Source organism: Arthrobacter sp. StoSoilB20 (genome assembly GCF_019977295.1).
GTDB lineage: Bacteria > Actinomycetota > Actinomycetes > Actinomycetales > Micrococcaceae > Arthrobacter > Arthrobacter nicotinovorans_A.
Genome location: NZ_AP024651.1, coordinates 684961 through 700863, shown reverse-complemented (window position 1 = coordinate 700863; position 15903 = coordinate 684961). Strand labels below are relative to the sequence as shown.

The following is a 15903-nucleotide window of genomic DNA, read 5'->3' as shown; positions in this document are numbered from 1 at the left end:
TCCCGCCCTGACCTGCGGTGATAATGAATTATGTGGATCGGCTGGGTTGAATTCGATGTCCTTTTGGGAGATATCCATAGCCTCAAGGAGAAGCGCTCCCTGGTGAGGCCGCTGCTCGCCGAGTTGAAACGGCGCTTCGAGGTCTCAGCTGCCGAAACCGGGCTTCAGGACCAGCATCGGCGGGCACTGATCGGCGCTGCGCTGGTAGCCCCGGATCACGCCCACCTTCAGCAAATGCTCGACGCCGTTGAACGGTTCGTGGCTGCCCGGCCGGAGTTTGAGCTGCTCAGCGCACGGCAACGGGAGATCCACAGCGAGGACTAGTTAGTCGATGGTCAACTCGCCCATGCGGTCCCAGCCGCTGCCTTCGAGCTGGCGGCTGATGATGTGCGGAGTCTCCGCGAGGGCTTGGGGCATGTCCGCCATGGCCTTCTTGAAATGATCGCTGTTGACGTGGGCCTCCGCGGCGTCGTCCTGGAACGCTTCGAGCAGGACGAATTCGTGGGGGTTGTCCACACTGCGGGACCAGTCGAACCACAGGTTGCCGGGTTCAGCCCTGGTTGCCTCGGTGAAGTCGGCCACCAGGTCCAGCCAGCGCTCTGACCAGTCGGGCTTGACGTTGAACTTGACCACAATGAAGATCACGGGCTGCTGCCTTTCGTTGCACTACAGATTCCGTTCCATCCTGACAGAGTTTTTGTACAGGAAATGCCCTTAAACGGCCTTCTAAAGGGCGGGAGCTGTACAAAAACTCGACGGCGGCCCCCACCAAAAGGTGGGGACCGCCGTCGAACGCTGCTTGTTAGCTTGGGTGCACTACTTTTCGAACTACTTGGACGTGCCCTGCGAAACGGAACCCTGCAGCTGGCGCTGGAAGATCACGTAGACAATGAGCACCGGAATGACGGTGACGCTGACGGCTGCGAACAGCGCGCCGTAGTCCACCGCGTAGCCCATCTGGCCGGCGAAGGCTGCGAGTTCCTGGGAGAGGACACGCGGGCCGGCGGCGTTGATGGACACCGGAATCAGGAACTGGTTCCACAAGCCCAGGAAGTTGAAGATGGCAACCGAGGCCAGGCCCGGCTTTGCCATCGGCAGCATGACTTGGAAGAACGTCCGCCACTCCCCCGCGCCGTCAAGGGCTGCTGCTTCGGTAATTTCGTGCGGCAGCGACTTGAAGAAGGAGAACAGGAAGAACACGGTGAACGGGAGCGCGAAGCCCACGTACACCAGGATCAGGCCGGGCAGGGTATTCAGGAGTCCCATGTTCTTCAGGACGAAGAACAAAGGCACCATGGCCAGGAAGATCGGGAACGTCAGGCCTGCCAGCATCAGGTAGTAGATGGCCCTGCTGCCCCGGAAGGTGTACCGCGCCAGGACATAGGCACACATCGCGCCCAGGACCATGACAATCACCAGCGCTGCTGCCACAACAATGATCGAGTTCAGGAAGGCGCTGCCGATGCCGGCTTCGCTCCAGGCCTTGACGTAGTTGTCCAGCTTCCATTCACCGGGCAGGGCGAACGGCGAAGCGAAAATCTCGCTGGAGGTCTTGAAGGAGGACATGAACGTCCACAGGAGCGGCAGGATAACGATCAGCGTCCAGATGGTCAGCGCAGTGTGGGACACCGCTCCCACCACTTTGTCACCCTTTGTGGTTGCCGGGGTCCGGGGCTGGAAGTGCAGTGACTTCATTTCCGGAGTTGAGACTTTGGTACTCATTACAGGCTCACATCCTTATCGCCGCCGGTGAGCCGGTTGACCAGGAACACCAATCCGGAGAAGATCAGCGTGGCAATGGCCAGCACAACGCCCATGGCGCTGGCGAGACCGAACTGTCCCTTGCTGAAAGCCGTGAAGAACAACTGCTGTGCCATGACCAGCGTGGAATTGTCCGGACCACCGCCGGAGTTCAGCGCGGCCATGTAAACGAACGCGTCCAGTGCCAGGATGCCCATGTAGATGTAGGCGGTCTGGATGTTGTCGCGGATCAGCGGGATGGTGATGGACATTGCGGTGCGGAAGCGGCCCGCACCGTCGATCCTGGCGGCCTCGAAAAGCTCCGCAGGAATGCCCTTGATGCCGGCGACGAACAGGACCATGTAGAAGCCTACGAAGCCCCACACAATCACGAACATCGTGGCGATCATGGCGGTGTTCTTGTCACCCAGCCAAGCGAAGTCCTTGAACTGGTCCAGGCCCATCCCGGTGAGGATGCCGTTCAGCAGCCCGCCGGAGGGATCGTAGATCTGCCCCCACATGATGCCAATGGCCACTGCGGGAATGGTGTACGGGAAGAACGAGACCACGCGGTAGAAGCTGGAATTGCGCAAGCCCTTGATCTGGCCTTTGCTGCTTCCGCCGACCGTTACCAGCGAGGCAAGGACCAAACTGAGGATGATGGTGATGATCGGGAGGAAGATCACCAGGACGATGTTGTTGGACATCGCCTTCATGAAGATGTCGTCGGTAAAGATCTTCACGTAGTTTTCAAGGCCGATGAAGTTCTGGTTCGGCGAAAAACCGGACCAGTCCGTCAGCGAATATCCGAACGCCTGGATGAACGGCCAAATGACGAACAAGAGGTAGATCGCCAACGGCAGTCCGAGGAAGACGGCAAAGAAACTGACCTTGTCCCACGTCAACGGCTTCCGCCGCCGCTTAATCACTTGCGGTGGAGCCGGCGCCGGAACGACGGCGGCCAGGCCGTCGTCGTTCCGGCTCTGCTGAGTTTTCACTGAAGTCACTTCACTTCGATCTTCTTGACCGAGCTGTCATTGCGGACCTTGTCGGTGATGTTCTGGAGTGCCGAGGTGAGGGTTGCAACGTCGGACTTGCCGTCCAGGAAGGTGTTCCAAACCACCAGCTGGTCCTTGTTGGTGCCGTACAGGTCGATGAAGTTCCAGGTGTAGATGTTCTCGCCGGCGTCGCTGAGCATTTTCGTCTGCGAAACCAGGGCCGTGGACCCGAAACCATCGGCCGGGACGGTGTCCTTGACGATCGTGGGTGCGAGCTTGGTTTTGGCGAAGTTGGTGGCAGCTTCCTTGGAGAGCATGATCCGGAGCAGCTCCTTGCCACCGGCGGCGTTCTTGCCCTGGCTCGGAACAATGAACGGCTCGCCTGCAGCGCTGTGAAGTGCTGTCTGCGGCATCTTGGGGCTGGCGCTCACGGACGGGGCCGGGGCACCCATCATGTTGAAGCCGGCCTTGGTCTGGTCCTTCATTTCGTTCTCGATCCAGGAACCCGAGGGGTAGAACACGGCCTCCTGGGCGTTGCTCCACTGTGCCTGGGCGGCCGTGAACTGGGTGCCGGAACCACCGGGCTTGAAGAAGCCGGCCTTGACGATCTTGTCCAGAGCCGTGAAGACGGACTGGATGGCCGGGTGCGACCAGCAATCGGCCTTGAGGTTCTCCAGGGCGAGGCGAACGTCGTCGCCACCTTCCTTGATGGCGGAGGCAATGGCCAGTTCCTGGTAGTACGTGGCCGCTTCCTTGCCCCAGACAAAGAGGTACTTGCCCTTGGCTTTGGCCTGCTCGCCGAGTGCGTACATCTCATCCCAGGTCTTCGGAACGGTCCAGCCGTTTTCCTTGAGCAGGGAGTCCGAGTACCAAACAGCAAAGACGGTCAAGACGTAGTTCAGTGCAGCAAGCTTGCCGTCGAAGGTGCCCGGAGCCAGTACGCCTGTGTACAGGGTGTCCTTGATGACCTTGCCTTCAAGGTTCTTGGCCTCCACAACGCTGGTGAGGTCCTCGAGCTGGGCAAGGATGGTGCTGAAGCCAATGGCCTTGGCGCCGGAGTTGTCGATCAGGTCCGGCGGGTTGCCACCGACGAAGCGGGGCTGGAGTTCCTGGGCGATGTCCGTTGACGGGGAAATCTTGGCTGTGGAGCCCTCATGTGTCTTTTCGAAGATCTTGCCGGCGAACTCGACGTAGTCGATCCCGTAGCCACCCTTGAAGATCACGGCGTCGAGGGCGGCCTTGTCAGCCATGCCGAACGGGTTGGTGTCGGAGACGGTGCCCGTGGGGCCGGCGGTGGTGGTGCCGCCACCCGCGGCGCATGAAGCAATGGTTCCCCCCATGGGCACGAGCACGGCTGCAGCGAGTGCTCCACGCAGGAATCCACGGCGACCGACGGACTGGTGCTGAACGTTCATTTCTAAACCCTCCAGTGACTCGTAGTGTCGACTGTTGCGGCAGGAAGGCCGTTCAGTCAGACAGTCTGGGTTGGCGCTCTGGCAGCACCAACCTTCTGTGACATAATTCACCACGAATGATCGAAAATCAATATTTCGTGGCAGTTTCGATCAACATTTGTCAAAGTGTGATCTTTCTACGGGCCTTCGGCGAGGGCCTTTCCGCACTCAGTGATGGCTTCCCGGGCCAACGCCCCATGGGCCTCGGATCCCAGTCGTTCCGCCCATTGTTCGGCTAATTGGAACTCCACCAAGGCCTCCGTGAGCCGGTTTTTACCCCGCAGAAACGTCCCCAAGGCAACGTGCAAAACAATCATCCAGTGCTTGGTTCGCTCATCGTAGGCCGTGGAGGCATATTCCAAGGCACTTCGCATCCACACCTCGGCGTGTGCGGTGTCCGCGAGCGCGAGCATATGGAGTGCATCCACGGCCAGGAATTCCTCACCAAGGTGGTCCGCCAACTCGGCAGCCTGTTCCAACAACGGAACGGCCATGGCAGGACGGCCACCGGCATTCAAAACCCGGCCACGCTCCAAAAGGATGCGTACACCCACGGTGGGTTCGTCGTCGTCGATCCCGTCCAGGAGCGCGTCGGCTTCCTCAAAGCGGCCTTGCAGACTGATGGCCCGCCCCAGCTGGGTTGCGAGCTCGGCGCGTTCGTCGGCGTCGTACTTTTCCCCGGTCATCGCGGCCCTGAACGCGGCTTCCGAGGCTGCCGGATCGCGGAAATTCCATAGGTGGTCCAGTGTCTTCTGATCCAGCATCAAACCGCTCCTGACCAGCGCTTGGCTGAGGTCCTTAGGTATGCAGTATCAATCTAGCCCCATGTCAGCGCCGTGGGGAGGGTGCGCGCGGGCGTGTCAGCTGCCCTGCGGTTTTGCCAGCCGCGCCCAGCCCAGTTGCTCCTGCTGTTTGCGGCTGAGGGTAGCCACCACCAGGTCATAGGAGTCCTCCACCATGTCCCGCACCATGTCATCGGACAGCGCCCCATCCAGCCGCACGCCGTTCCAGTGGGTCTTGTTCATGTGCCAGGCGCCGGTGATCTCAGGATTTGCTGCCCTGAGTTGCTCTGCCAGCGCCGGCTCGCACTTGAGGCTCACGGACCAGTTGTCCGGATCCATGGTGGAGAGTGCGAACATCTTGGCTTCGTGGCGTGCACCACCGGCGACGGCGGCACGGACCTTGAAGACGGACGTTTCGGGTCCGAACGGAAAGTCTTCAAAGGCGCCGGGAAAGCCGAGGCAGATCGCACGGAGGGTGGAAACGTCCATGGAGCGAGCCTACTCAACCCCCAGGAAGTCCTCCAGCAGCACCACTTCCAGTCCCGCAGCCAACTGCGCGGCCCGGAAAGCGGCGAGGTCTGCGGCAAACTCAGCACGGAAATGCATGAGCACAATGTCGCCGGGGCGCAAGGAGTTGCCCACTTGGTAGTCCATCTTCCCGGCGTTCGCCTTCGCTTCCCAGGTGATGATCGCTTTCATGCCCGACGCCGCAACGGCCTGGCGCATCACGGTGGAGTAGGCACCTCCCGGCGGCCTGAACAACGTGGGTCGGCGGCCATAGTGCGCGAAGGCGTACTCCTGCATTCCCACCATGTCGTTCACCTGCTGCTGGTAACCCCACTGCCGGACCATGTTGATGTTGTGGCTGACTGTGTGGTTCTCAACCAAGCTGCCCTGGGCCTTGAACGCGTTGAAGAAGGCCGGGTTGTCGGCCACCGTGTCCCTGGTGAGGAAGAGTGAGGCCGGGTAGTCGTACTCCGCCATCAGCTTCACCGACTCCGGCGACTTGATGTTGCCATCATCGATGGTCAGGAACACCACCGGGTGCTTGGTCTCGATCTTGGTAATCACGGGCGCCAATCCGCCCACGATCGGCGGCAGCTGGTAGTCCGGGATGAAGGTGCGCCGGATGCGCTTGGCCGGGGTCGGGCTTGGTGTGGCAGTTGGTGTGGGAGTAGCGGACGACGTCGGAATCTCGCCTCCGACGGCCAGCGCACCATTCGGACCCGGCGCTTCGGGCGAGGCGGCAGCGCCACTGGGCGTCAGCACCGGCGTCGAACCTTCAGGTGGGGTGCTTTCAGGCGGCGTGCAGGCAGCCAGGCCGGCCACCATGGACGCACCCAGGAGTCCGAAGGCCGCCCGTCTGCTGGGAGTGGAAAGTGGCACCGCAGAATGGCCGCCCGGCATGGCTGTCCCCCAAGACTCAAAAAATGATTCAGGTGCAATCTAACAGAGGAACAAGGCGCGGAATCACAAGCCGTAGTGCCAGCCTTCGCGTGCCGGACAGGAGTTCACTACCACTTCCAGGCCCGCGTCCTTGGCGCGCTGGGTGGCTTCGTCGTCGAATACGCCCAACTGGAGCCACACCGCCTTGGCGCCGATGGCAATGGCTTGGTCGATCACCGCGCCAACCCGCTGGGAATTGACGAAGCAGTCCACAACGTCAATCGGGTGCCTTGACTCCGGGATGTCGGCAAGGGTCTTGTACCCCTTCTCTCCGTGGACGTCCTCCCCTTTGAGGTTGACGGGGATGATCTCCATGCCCATCTTGTCCCGGACGTAGAGGGAGACGTCGTAAGCGGAGCGCCATTGGTTGGTGCTGAGGCCAACGATGGCCCAGGTACCTTTTGTTCGCATCAAGCGTTCCACTACCGCCGGATCGTTGACATGCATCATGACCCAAGCCTACTCCCGCCCGCCAGTGAGCGGCTTTGCCGAATAATCTGCATCTTTTTGCACCCAAGCTGCTTAGCCGCTGAATATTACGCATCGAGACCGGCCAATTAGGAGCGAAATGATCGATCCGGTTGAGTGGACTTCGACCATCCCGGCGGACCCAAGGGCGACCATCCCTTGACCCGCCCTGCGCCAATTCCAGGCATGGAGATTACGCATGACTTCTGCCGTACCCAAAATTTCACAATCCACTTCGGACGCGACGGCCTCCGAAGCAGGGCTGCTTGACGCGCCCGGTTCCTCTCTTGGCTCTTCGGGATGGTCCTCGACTGAGCCTGCGGACGGCGCTGTGCACGGCGCCGGTTCCGGCGGGCGGGCGCGTCACGGCAGTTTCGACCAAGCCGGGTCCGCAGTGGATTTCTGGGAAGAGCAGGCCCGGCGATTGCACTGGGCGGCGCCTTGGCACACAGCGCATAGCTGGAAGCCGGTGGACGTCGAGGCGGGCCACGGCCCGGAGATCCGCTGGTTCGACGGCGGCAAGCTGAACGTTGCGTACAACTGCGTGGACCGGCATGTGCTGGCCGGACGCGGTGGCAAGGTGGCTTTGTACTTCGAGGGCGAACCCGGTGACCGCCGCGCCATCACGTATGCCGAACTGCAGCGTGAAGTCTGCAAAGCGGCCAATGCCCTCCTGGATTTGGGCATTACCAAGGGTGACCGCGTGGTCATCTACCTCCCCGTGATTCCTGAAACCGTGATCATCACCCTGGCTGTGGCCCGCATCGGCGCGATCCATTCACTGGTCTTCGGCGGATTCTCCGCAGAGGCGCTGCGGTTCCGGGTGGAGGACACCGGGGCAAAACTCCTGGTGACCACGGATGGGCAGTACCGTCGCGGGGTTGCCGTGCCCGTCAAGGACAACGCAGATGCCGCCGTCGCCGGTGACAACGCAATCGAACACGTCCTGGTCATCAACCGGACCACCCCTGCCGGGGATCTCGCTTCCGTCCCCATGGAAGGAGGCCGTGATGTCTGGTGGCACGACGCTGTGGGCACCGCCTCCGACGTTCACGAGCCCGAAGCCTTCGACGCCGAGACTCCCCTGTTCATCATGTACACCTCCGGGACCACCGGAAAGCCGAAAGGCCTGGTCCATACCTCCGGCGGCTACCTGACCCAGGCGTCCTGGAGCTTCGAGTACCTCTTCAGCAACCCGGATCCGGCCCTGCGGGACAGTGACGTCCATTGGTGCACCGCTGACCTCGCATGGGTCACGGCGCACACGTACGAGATCTACGGGCCGCTCTCCAACGGCGTGACGCAGGTAATCTTCGAGGGCACACCCAACACCCCGCACCCGGGCCGTCACTTCGAGATCATCGAGCGCTACAAGGTCACCCAGTATTACACCGCTCCCACCTTGGTACGGTCCCTCATGGGCTGGTTTCCCGACGGCGTCCCTGACAGCTACGATTTCTCGTCCATCCGTGTCCTGGGAACCGTGGGCGAAGCGGTCAATCCCGAAGCCTGGCGCTGGCTCCGCGACAACATCGGCGGCGGCACCACTCCCATGGTGGATACGTGGTGGCAGTCCGAGACCGGCGCCTGCATCATGTCGCCCTCGCCCACGGATACGGACTTCAAGCCGGGTTGCGCCGCACGTGCATTGCCGGGTGTGAGCACGCGGGTAGTGGACGAGGCCGGGGTACTTTCAGCACCGGGCGTCCAGGGCTTCATCGTGGTGGACCGCCCCGGCCCCGCTATCGCCCGGACCGTGTGGGGCAACCCGCGCCGCTACTTCGATTCCTACTGGAGCCAGTACCCGGAGCAGGGTTGGTTCCTTGCCGGTGACGGTGCAAAATACGACACCGACGGCGACATCTGGATCCTCGGGCGCGTGGACGACACCCTCAATGTTTCGGGCCACTTGCTGTCCACCATCGAGATCGAGTCCGCACTGGTCTCCCACCCGGACGTGGTGGAGGCCGGAGTCTGTCCCGTCGCCGATCCCACAACCGGGCACGCAGTGGTGGCGTTCGTAGTCCTCCGCAGCGATGCCGTGACTGCCGCGAACGGCGACGCCTCCGGCGGGCCGGCTGCGGACGTCACCAACGACCTCCGCAACCACGTTGCCAAGGAGATCGGCCCGATCGCCAAGCCGCGCGACGTCGTCGTGGTTGCCGACGTACCCAAGACCCGCAGCGGCAAGATCATGCGCCGGCTGCTGACCCAACTGTTCGAGGGAACCGCCCTGGGCGATACCACCTCGCTCCAGAACGAACCGGCGATTGCCGGAATCCAGGACGTCCTGCGCGAGCGGGCATTAGTAAAGGAAAATTCATGACCGAGATCAGCAACGTCGCCCGACTCTCCGAGCCGCTCAAATTCGCCTACTGGGTTCCCAACGTCTCCGGCGGCCTGGTGGTGTCCACCATCGAGCAGCGCACCGGCTGGGACTTCGACTACAACAAGAAGCTGGCACAGATCGCCGAGAACTCCGGCTTTGAGTACGCGCTCACGCAGACCCGTTACGCGGCTTCCTACGGTGCGGACAAGCAGCACGAAGCAACGTCCTTCAGCCTTGCACTGCTGGCTGCGACGGAGCGACTCAAGGTCATAGCCGCCGTCCACCCGGGCATGTGGCACCCCGGTGTGCTGGCCAAGTACATCATCACCGCGGACCACATCTCCAATGGTCGAGCCGCCGTCAACATCGTCTCCGGCTGGCTCAAGAGCGAGTTCATCAACTTCGGCCTCGAATGGCTGGAGCACGACGAACGCTACGTCCGCACCGAGGAATTCATCAACGTCCTCCGGGGCCTCTGGACCGAACAGGGCTACAGCCAAGGCGGCAAGTACTACAACATCACCGACTTCACCCTGAACCCGGCACCCGTTGACGTTCCCGGCCGGACGCACCCGGAAATCTTCTTCGGCGGAAACTCGACGGCGGCACAGGCCACCGCGGGTCGAGTAGCGGACTGGTACTTCTCCAACGGCAAGGACCTTGAGGGCTTCAAGGACAACATTGCCGGCGTAGTTGCAGCGTCCGGCGAGACGAAGCGCGGCACCGAAGGGGCCCTTGCCGCCCCGCGCTTTGGGCTCAACGGCTTCGTGATTGCCCGCGACTCGGAGAAGGAAGCCCGCGATACCCTCCGCGAGATCGTGGAGAAAGCACACAAGCCCGCAGTCCAGGGGTTCCGCGATGCCGTGCAGGAAGCCGGCGCGTCCACCAAGGACGGCAAAGGCATGTGGGCCGACTCCACCTTCGAGGACCTGGTCCAGTACAACGACGGCTTCAAGACCCAGCTGATCGGCACGCCCGAGCAGATCGCCGAGAGGATCGTGGAATACAAGAAGATCGGCGTGAACCTGTTCCTCACCGGCTACCTGCACTTCCAGGAAGAGATCGCCGCGTTCGGGCAGGACATCCTCCCGATCGTCCGCGAACTCGAAGCCGACCTCGCACGCAGGAACGGCACCGAGCTGGACCTCTCCTCCACACCCGTCGCCTCCACACCTGTCGCAGAGTCGGTGGCCGTCTGATGGCTGACCGTACTTTCGGCTTCCGCACCCGCGCCCTGCACGCCGGCGGCACCCCCGACGCCGAGCACGGCGCCCGCGCGGTACCCATCTACCAGACCACGTCGTTTGTCTTCAAGGACACCAACGACGCCGCCAACCTCTTCGCACTGCAGAAGTACGGCAACATCTACTCACGCATCGGCAACCCCACCGTCGCGGCTTTCGAAGAACGCATCGCATCCCTTGAGGGCGGAATCGGGGCGGTAGCAACGGCGTCGGGCATGGCCGCAGAATTCATCACCTTTGCCGCCTTGACGCAATCCGGTGACCACATTGTGGCCGCTTCGCAGCTCTACGGCGGCACCGTGACTCAGTTGGACGTTTCGCTGCGGCGCTTCGGCGTGGACACCACGTTCGTGCCGGGAACCGACCCCGCGGACTACGCTGCGGCCATCCAGGAAAACACCAAAGCACTGTTCGTCGAAGTGGTGGCCAACCCGTCCTCGGAAGTCCAGGACCTCGCGGGGCTGGCCAAGGTAGCGCACGACGCCGGTATCCCCTTGGTGGTTGACGCCACCTTGAGCACGCCTTACCTCGTGCGGCCGTTTGAGCACGGCGCCGACATTGTGATCCACTCGGCCACGAAGTTCCTCGGCGGCCATGGCACCACCCTGGGCGGTGTCATTGTGGAGAGCGGCCGGTTTAACTGGGGCAACGGTAAATTCCCCATGATGACCGAGCCCGTGGCGTCCTATGGGAACGTCTCGTGGTGGGGCAACTTCGGTGAGTATGGTTTCCTCACCAAACTCCGCTGCGAGCACCTGCGTGACATCGGTCCGGCGCTCTCTCCCTTATCCGCATTCCAGCTCCTGCAGGGCGTTGAGACACTCCCCCAGCGACTGGACGAGCACCTGAAGAACGCCCAGGCCGTGGCGGAGTGGCTGGACGCAGATCCCCGCGTGGCCTACGTGAACTACTCCGGTCTGCCGTCCCACCCGCACTTTGAACGGGCCCGCAAATACCTGCCCAAGGGGCCGGGATCGGTGTTCTCGTTCGGTGTTGCGGGTGGCCGTGCTGCCGGGCAAAAGTTCATTGAGTCCTTGCAACTGGCCTCCCACTTGGCCAACGTTGGCGACTCACGAACCCTCGTGATCCACCCTGGCTCCACCACGCACCAGCAACTCAGCGCCGAACAGCTGGAGTCTGCAGGCGTTCCGGAGGATCTGGTCCGTATTTCAGTTGGCTTGGAGGACCTGGAGGACATCCTTTGGGACCTTGACCAGGCGCTGGCTGAGGCCCAATCTGCGGGCGATTCTGCAGATGATGAGGCCCTTGAAACCCGCAGTGCCCTCGAAGCCCAGGGTGCCCCTGAATCCCAGGGTGCCGGCATTCACGCTGCGGGCGATTCAACAGTAGGAGTGAAGGCATGAGCACCGCTGCACGCACGTGGGAAGGCCCCTCCGCTCCGGAACGCCTGGCGCTCCTCCGTCAGGCGAAGTCCATCGCGATCGTTGGAGCCTCGGACAAACCGTCGCGGGCCAGCTACTTCGTGGCAACCTACCTTCAGTCGTCCACCCGGTACAAGGTGTACTTTGTGAACCCGGTGGTCAAGGAAATCCTGGGCCAGCCGACGTACGCCTCCCTGGCCGACCTCCCCAAATCCCCGGATATTGTGGATGTCTTCCGCAAGCACGACGACCTCCCCGGCGTCCTCGACGAAGCCATCGCGGCGGGAGCGAAGACCCTGTGGCTGCAACTCGGTTCGTGGCATGAAGAGGTTGCCCGTGATGCCGAAGCAGCGGGCCTGCATGTGGTGATGGACCGGTGCGTGAAGATCGAGCACGCCCGATTCCACGGCGGCCTCCACTTGGCCGGCTTCGACACCGGGGTTATTTCCTCCAAGCGCCAGGTTCTGGCGTAGGGCTGGAGCCACGCAACGGGTTCTGGCGTAGGGCTGGAGCCACGCGCCAAGTTCTGGCCTACGGCCGCAGCCACGCGCCAAGTTCTGGCCTACGGCCGCAGCCACGCGCCAAGTTCTGGCCTACGGCCGCAGCCACGCGCCAAGTTCTGGCCTACGGCCGGAGCCACGCGCCAAGGCGCCTAGCGGTGACCCTGCTTCAGCCGCTTCTTCCATTCGTCGATCGCGGCTTGGAACTGTTCCTCTGTACTTTTTTGGGACACCGGAGGAAGCTGCGGCCCTTGCTTGACGTTGGTCCCGGGCTTGGCTGGCTTCCCGGCGTCGGTTTTTGGTGTTTCCGCCTTAGTGGCCTCCGCGCCTCGGCGAGTGACCTGGTTCAATCGTGGCTGGGGCTCGGGGTCTGGGCCTTGAAGTAGTTGGTGTGGCGGGACAGGGTTGGGGTTGGCATTGTTTGGCAGGCCAGGCTTCGGCACGGCACGGTTCGCTGCCTCCTGCGAGGGATCTGCCGGCACGGGTGCCTGTGCCTGTGCCTGTGCCTGTGCCTGTGCCTGTGCCTGTGCCTGTGCCTGTGCCTGTGCCTGTGCCTGATTATCAGTGGGCGCTGCCGTGGGCACGGGAATTGACTGTGTCTTTGAGTCCGACGGAACTGACGTGGGATCTGAAGCAGACGCAGGATCCGGGGCGGGGGCCGGTTCCGTACTGACCCTGGGGGCGTCGGGCAGGGGCATTTCCGGGGCCGCTGCTGGTGACCGGGGTTGGAAGTTGCTGATGAGCTGGTCAATGAAGGACGGGTTCCGGGTGAAACCAGAGCTGGCGGCGGCAACGCCACTGACCCCAAGCCCCATAGCAGCCACCACAGCAATACTGACCACCGCGGTCCGGTGCTGGTGGCGCCAACGGCGCTTGGAGAGTTCGTCGTGGGGGCCGGCGATCATGGCAGCGAGTTCCGGGCTGGGGGCGGGGGCCGAAAGGTGGGCGAAGGCACCCAGAGAAACCAGCGCTTGCCGGAGGTCCGAAGCATCGGCAAGATCGGCGTCGAGCAGGAGCTCGTCCACGATCTCTTCGCGTTCTGTATCCCTGAATGTCATGGCGACACGTATTCCTTTACTACCGAATGCTCACGGAGCGTTATGAGGGCCCGGCGCTGTAATTGCTTGACTGCGCCAGTTGACTTCCCCATGATGTCGGCCACCTGTTCAACCGTCAGGCCGGCCACGATGCGGAGATTCAGGACCTCCCGTTGGTCTTCACCCAGGTTGTCCAGAAGTGCGGCGACCTCAGACGGCGCCAGCCTGGACAGCGCTTCGGCCTCTGCGGAGCTCGATTCGCGGGTGTCCCGCTCAGGCTCGAACTCGTGCTGGATTGGTGCTCGACTTTGCTTCCTGTGCTCATCCACCATGCGTGCATGGGCCACCGAGAAGATGAAGGTCCGCAGGCCGTTGAGCCCACCATCCAAGTCATCAAGCCTGGGCAACACCGCCAGGAACACGTCCTGTGTAGTTGCCTCAGGATCAGGCACGCCTTTGGCTGTCAGGTATCCGAGGACCTGGCCCGCGTAGGCCTGGTAAACGGCGCTGAACAACTCCGCGGTATTGCCCTTGAGCGCATGCAGCGCTTCGTCGGTCAACGCGTCAGTCACAGTTGTGGGACTTTCGATCGGCGGCAGGTCCGTGGCTTTCCAGCCAGGTCACCCGACGTGTACGACGGACGACCCCACCAAGGGTAACTGCTATGACGGGTCATCCCCAGGGAAGACCCGCTTGTCCGGAAAAACTGCTGTGGACAAGGAAGAGCCGAGCTGGAACATGATGGGGGACAAATTCCAGCTCGGCCCTTTCACAGACGTAATCGACGGGACAACCCAAAGGGTTACGGCGGTGACAAACTTTTTTTGAAAACTTTTGCCGGGTGCTTCACGGCAGCCCGCCGGCACCCCGTGCAGTGTTTTCACAAACAGGCGCAAGGCCCCGAAACGTGTCCCGGCGCATCGGCATGAGGGCAGCCGCGAGTAGCACTTCAATAGCGCGAACTGCGCTTCATCATGTTCTGGAGGGTCGGTGTCCGGGTAGTGGTGGGGCTTTGGATTGGTAGGTGTGTCCGGTGGGGGTGCTGATACTCAGGGTGTGGGTGTCTTCGGGTAGGGGTGTGGCGGCCCAGCCGGGGTTTTCTTTGGTGTGGTTGCATGCTTCGCAGAGCCCTGCTGCGTTGTCCAGGGTGGTGGCCCCGCCGGAGTGCCACGGTACGACGTGATCGATGTGCCGGATGGGCGCGTCGCAGTACGGTGTCCTGCAGGTATGGTCGCGGGCTTCGATGAATCGTCGGTGCCGGTGCGGGAAGAGCCTGGCTTTGGAGTCCATGGCCAGCAGCTCACCGCTTTCGGGTGCGGTGTAGAGCCGCCGGAGCCAGACCTTGAACTCCTGGTCCGGCTCGGGTGCCGGCTGTAGGTCCTGTGCGGGGGCACCTCGTGCTGGTGTCCCTTCTGCTGCGCCGATCAGGGTTCTTGCCCAGGGTGCGGGGACGATGCCGTAGCCGTGGAGCCTGGCCGGTTCGGAATCGCTTTGGAACAGGGTGCGGTCGGTCATGACGATTTGAAGTTCAACCCCGGAGATCCCGCCCGGGGTGCCGGTGACGCGCTGGACCAAGGTGTCAGCCATGATCTGTCCGCGGGTCGGGACACTCCCGGACCCGGCAGCACCCCCGGAGCCCGTGCCACCCCCAGGGCCGGCAGCACTGCCGGATCCTGCGCCACTGCCGGATACTGCGTCCCAACCGCGGGACCGGGCAGAGTCAGCGGTCCGGGTCAGTGCCGCGTACACGGCCACGCCTTGGGCGACCGGAAGCAGCGCGGTCAGATAGGTCATGGTGTCCGGTGCCGGTCTGAGGCTGACGGTTCGTTCGGTGGCGGCGTGGCTGGCGCGTTGGGCCACGGACCGCGGGTCACGGCGGTACGCGGCAGCTTTCGCGGCGGCGATGATGGCTTTGTCTCCGGCGCCGTCGAACGTCCCGGCGTCGGGGGCGAGTTCGGCGTCCACCGCGGCCCGGTCTTCCACGGACAGGCAGGCTGTTTCCTTGACCAGCAGCGTGGCCCGCCACTCGTTAAGCAGGCCTTTGTTCAACGCCGCCAGGGTCCGAGGCATCTCCGTCACCAGGGCTTTGGCAAGTCCCAACAACCGTGAGCCGCGGTTCGGTGATTCCCGACGCGCCAACGCCACCTGCGCACCAACACCCTTGCCACGTTCGGCCGCAGGTACTCCCGCTTGGGCCTGTTCAGCGCGTTGGGCCAGATCAAAGGCCACAGCAATCTGCGCCTGCAGACCGGAGATAGCCGACTTCATCTCCTCCAGCACCCGCAACTGACCAATAAGGTCACCGCTGATGGTCCCGGCCTGCGCCACACCACGGGACAAGGGCTGCGCCACACCACGGGACAAGGAAACAGCAGGCACAGCAGACACCGTTGCCTGTGCTTGCCTTGCCCCGCTCTGCTTCATGCCCCAACTCTCGCAAGAGGCACTGACATTATTAGACCGGCCGCCAGAGACTGAGCTCGCACCATCAGGAGAAGCCCCTGGGCCGCAATGGTCCCTGGC

General features: G+C 62.8%; 16 protein-coding genes. 5 read left to right on the top strand and 11 right to left on the bottom strand.

Features of this window, described 5'->3' with window-relative positions; all coding sequences use genetic code 11:
• The first annotated feature begins 30 nt into the window (after positions 1–30).
• On the top strand, positions 31–324 hold the full coding sequence (locus LDN85_RS03355) for a DUF503 domain-containing protein (RefSeq protein WP_026541799.1): 294 nt from the start codon (positions 31–33) through the stop codon (positions 322–324).
• On the opposite strand, the gene LDN85_RS03350 is transcribed toward LDN85_RS03355, so the two are convergent.
• The 8 genes from LDN85_RS03350 to LDN85_RS03315 form a co-directional block, all read right to left on the bottom strand.
• A complete protein-coding gene (locus LDN85_RS03350; protein ID WP_026541798.1) occupies positions 325–645 on the bottom strand; it encodes a putative quinol monooxygenase in 321 nt (106 codons plus the stop codon).
• A 183-nt stretch (positions 646–828) separates the two neighbouring features.
• On the bottom strand, positions 829–1722 hold the full coding sequence (locus LDN85_RS03345) for a carbohydrate ABC transporter permease (protein WP_026541797.1): 894 nt from the start codon (positions 1720–1722) through the stop codon (positions 829–831).
• Positions 1722–2738, bottom strand: a complete 1017-nt coding sequence (locus LDN85_RS03340) for a sugar ABC transporter permease (RefSeq protein WP_026541796.1) — start codon at positions 2736–2738, stop codon at positions 1722–1724. The genes LDN85_RS03345 and LDN85_RS03340 overlap by 1 nt, the downstream gene beginning before the upstream one ends.
• 5 nt (positions 2739–2743) lie before the next feature.
• The gene (gene ngcE, locus LDN85_RS03335) at positions 2744–4153 is read right to left on the bottom strand and encodes an N-acetylglucosamine/diacetylchitobiose ABC transporter substrate-binding protein (RefSeq protein WP_026541795.1); all 1410 of its coding nucleotides are present in this window, start codon (positions 4151–4153) and stop codon (positions 2744–2746) included.
• A 176-nt stretch (positions 4154–4329) separates the two neighbouring features.
• Positions 4330–4956 (bottom strand): hypothetical protein, encoded by a 627-nt coding sequence (locus LDN85_RS03330; RefSeq protein WP_223944591.1) that lies wholly within the window; start codon positions 4954–4956, stop codon positions 4330–4332.
• A 96-nt stretch (positions 4957–5052) separates the two neighbouring features.
• Positions 5053–5463 (bottom strand): MmcQ/YjbR family DNA-binding protein, encoded by a 411-nt coding sequence (locus tag LDN85_RS03325; protein ID WP_026541793.1) that lies wholly within the window; start codon positions 5461–5463, stop codon positions 5053–5055.
• Positions 5464–5472: 9 nt separating this feature from the next.
• Entirely contained in the window at positions 5473–6360 is an 888-nt protein-coding gene (locus LDN85_RS03320; RefSeq protein WP_223944590.1) for a polysaccharide deacetylase family protein, read from the bottom strand.
• An 84-nt stretch (positions 6361–6444) separates the two neighbouring features.
• Positions 6445–6870: a CoA-binding protein gene (locus LDN85_RS03315; protein ID WP_026541791.1), complete on the bottom strand. Its 426-nt coding sequence runs from the start codon at positions 6868–6870 to the stop codon at positions 6445–6447.
• Positions 6871–7087: 217 nt separating this feature from the next.
• Here LDN85_RS03315 and acs point away from each other — a divergent pair, with 217 nt between their 5' ends.
• Genes acs through LDN85_RS03295 form a run of 4 tightly spaced genes read left to right on the top strand, consistent with a single transcriptional unit; the run spans position 7088 to position 12316 of the window.
• Positions 7088–9214 (top strand): acetate--CoA ligase, encoded by a 2127-nt coding sequence (acs, locus tag LDN85_RS03310; RefSeq protein ID WP_223944589.1) that lies wholly within the window; start codon positions 7088–7090, stop codon positions 9212–9214.
• Positions 9211–10416 carry a dimethylsulfone monooxygenase SfnG gene (gene sfnG / locus LDN85_RS03305; protein ID WP_026548330.1) on the top strand — a complete coding sequence of 402 codons (1206 nt, stop codon included), beginning with the start codon at positions 9211–9213 and terminating at the stop codon, positions 10414–10416. The genes acs and sfnG overlap by 4 nt, the downstream gene beginning before the upstream one ends.
• A complete protein-coding gene (locus tag LDN85_RS03300) occupies positions 10416–11825 on the top strand; it encodes an O-acetylhomoserine aminocarboxypropyltransferase/cysteine synthase family protein (RefSeq protein WP_223944588.1) in 1410 nt (469 codons plus the stop codon). The genes sfnG and LDN85_RS03300 overlap by 1 nt, the downstream gene beginning before the upstream one ends.
• Entirely contained in the window at positions 11822–12316 is a 495-nt protein-coding gene (locus tag LDN85_RS03295; protein WP_223944587.1) for a CoA-binding protein, read from the top strand. Before LDN85_RS03300 ends, LDN85_RS03295 begins: the two co-directional genes overlap by 4 nt.
• Before the next feature lie 179 nt (positions 12317–12495).
• Here LDN85_RS03295 and LDN85_RS03290 read toward each other — a convergent pair whose 3' ends face one another.
• The 3 genes from LDN85_RS03290 to LDN85_RS03280 form a co-directional block, all read right to left on the bottom strand.
• Positions 12496–13401 (bottom strand): hypothetical protein, encoded by a 906-nt coding sequence (locus LDN85_RS03290; protein ID WP_223944586.1) that lies wholly within the window; start codon positions 13399–13401, stop codon positions 12496–12498.
• Positions 13398–13952, bottom strand: coding sequence for a sigma-70 family RNA polymerase sigma factor (locus LDN85_RS03285; protein WP_223944585.1), 555 nt, complete (start codon positions 13950–13952; stop codon positions 13398–13400). The genes LDN85_RS03290 and LDN85_RS03285 overlap by 4 nt, the downstream gene beginning before the upstream one ends.
• 400 nt (positions 13953–14352) lie before the next feature.
• Positions 14353–15804, bottom strand: coding sequence for an HNH endonuclease signature motif containing protein (locus LDN85_RS03280; RefSeq protein ID WP_223944584.1), 1452 nt, complete (start codon positions 15802–15804; stop codon positions 14353–14355).
• Positions 15805–15903: the final 99 nt, after the last annotated feature.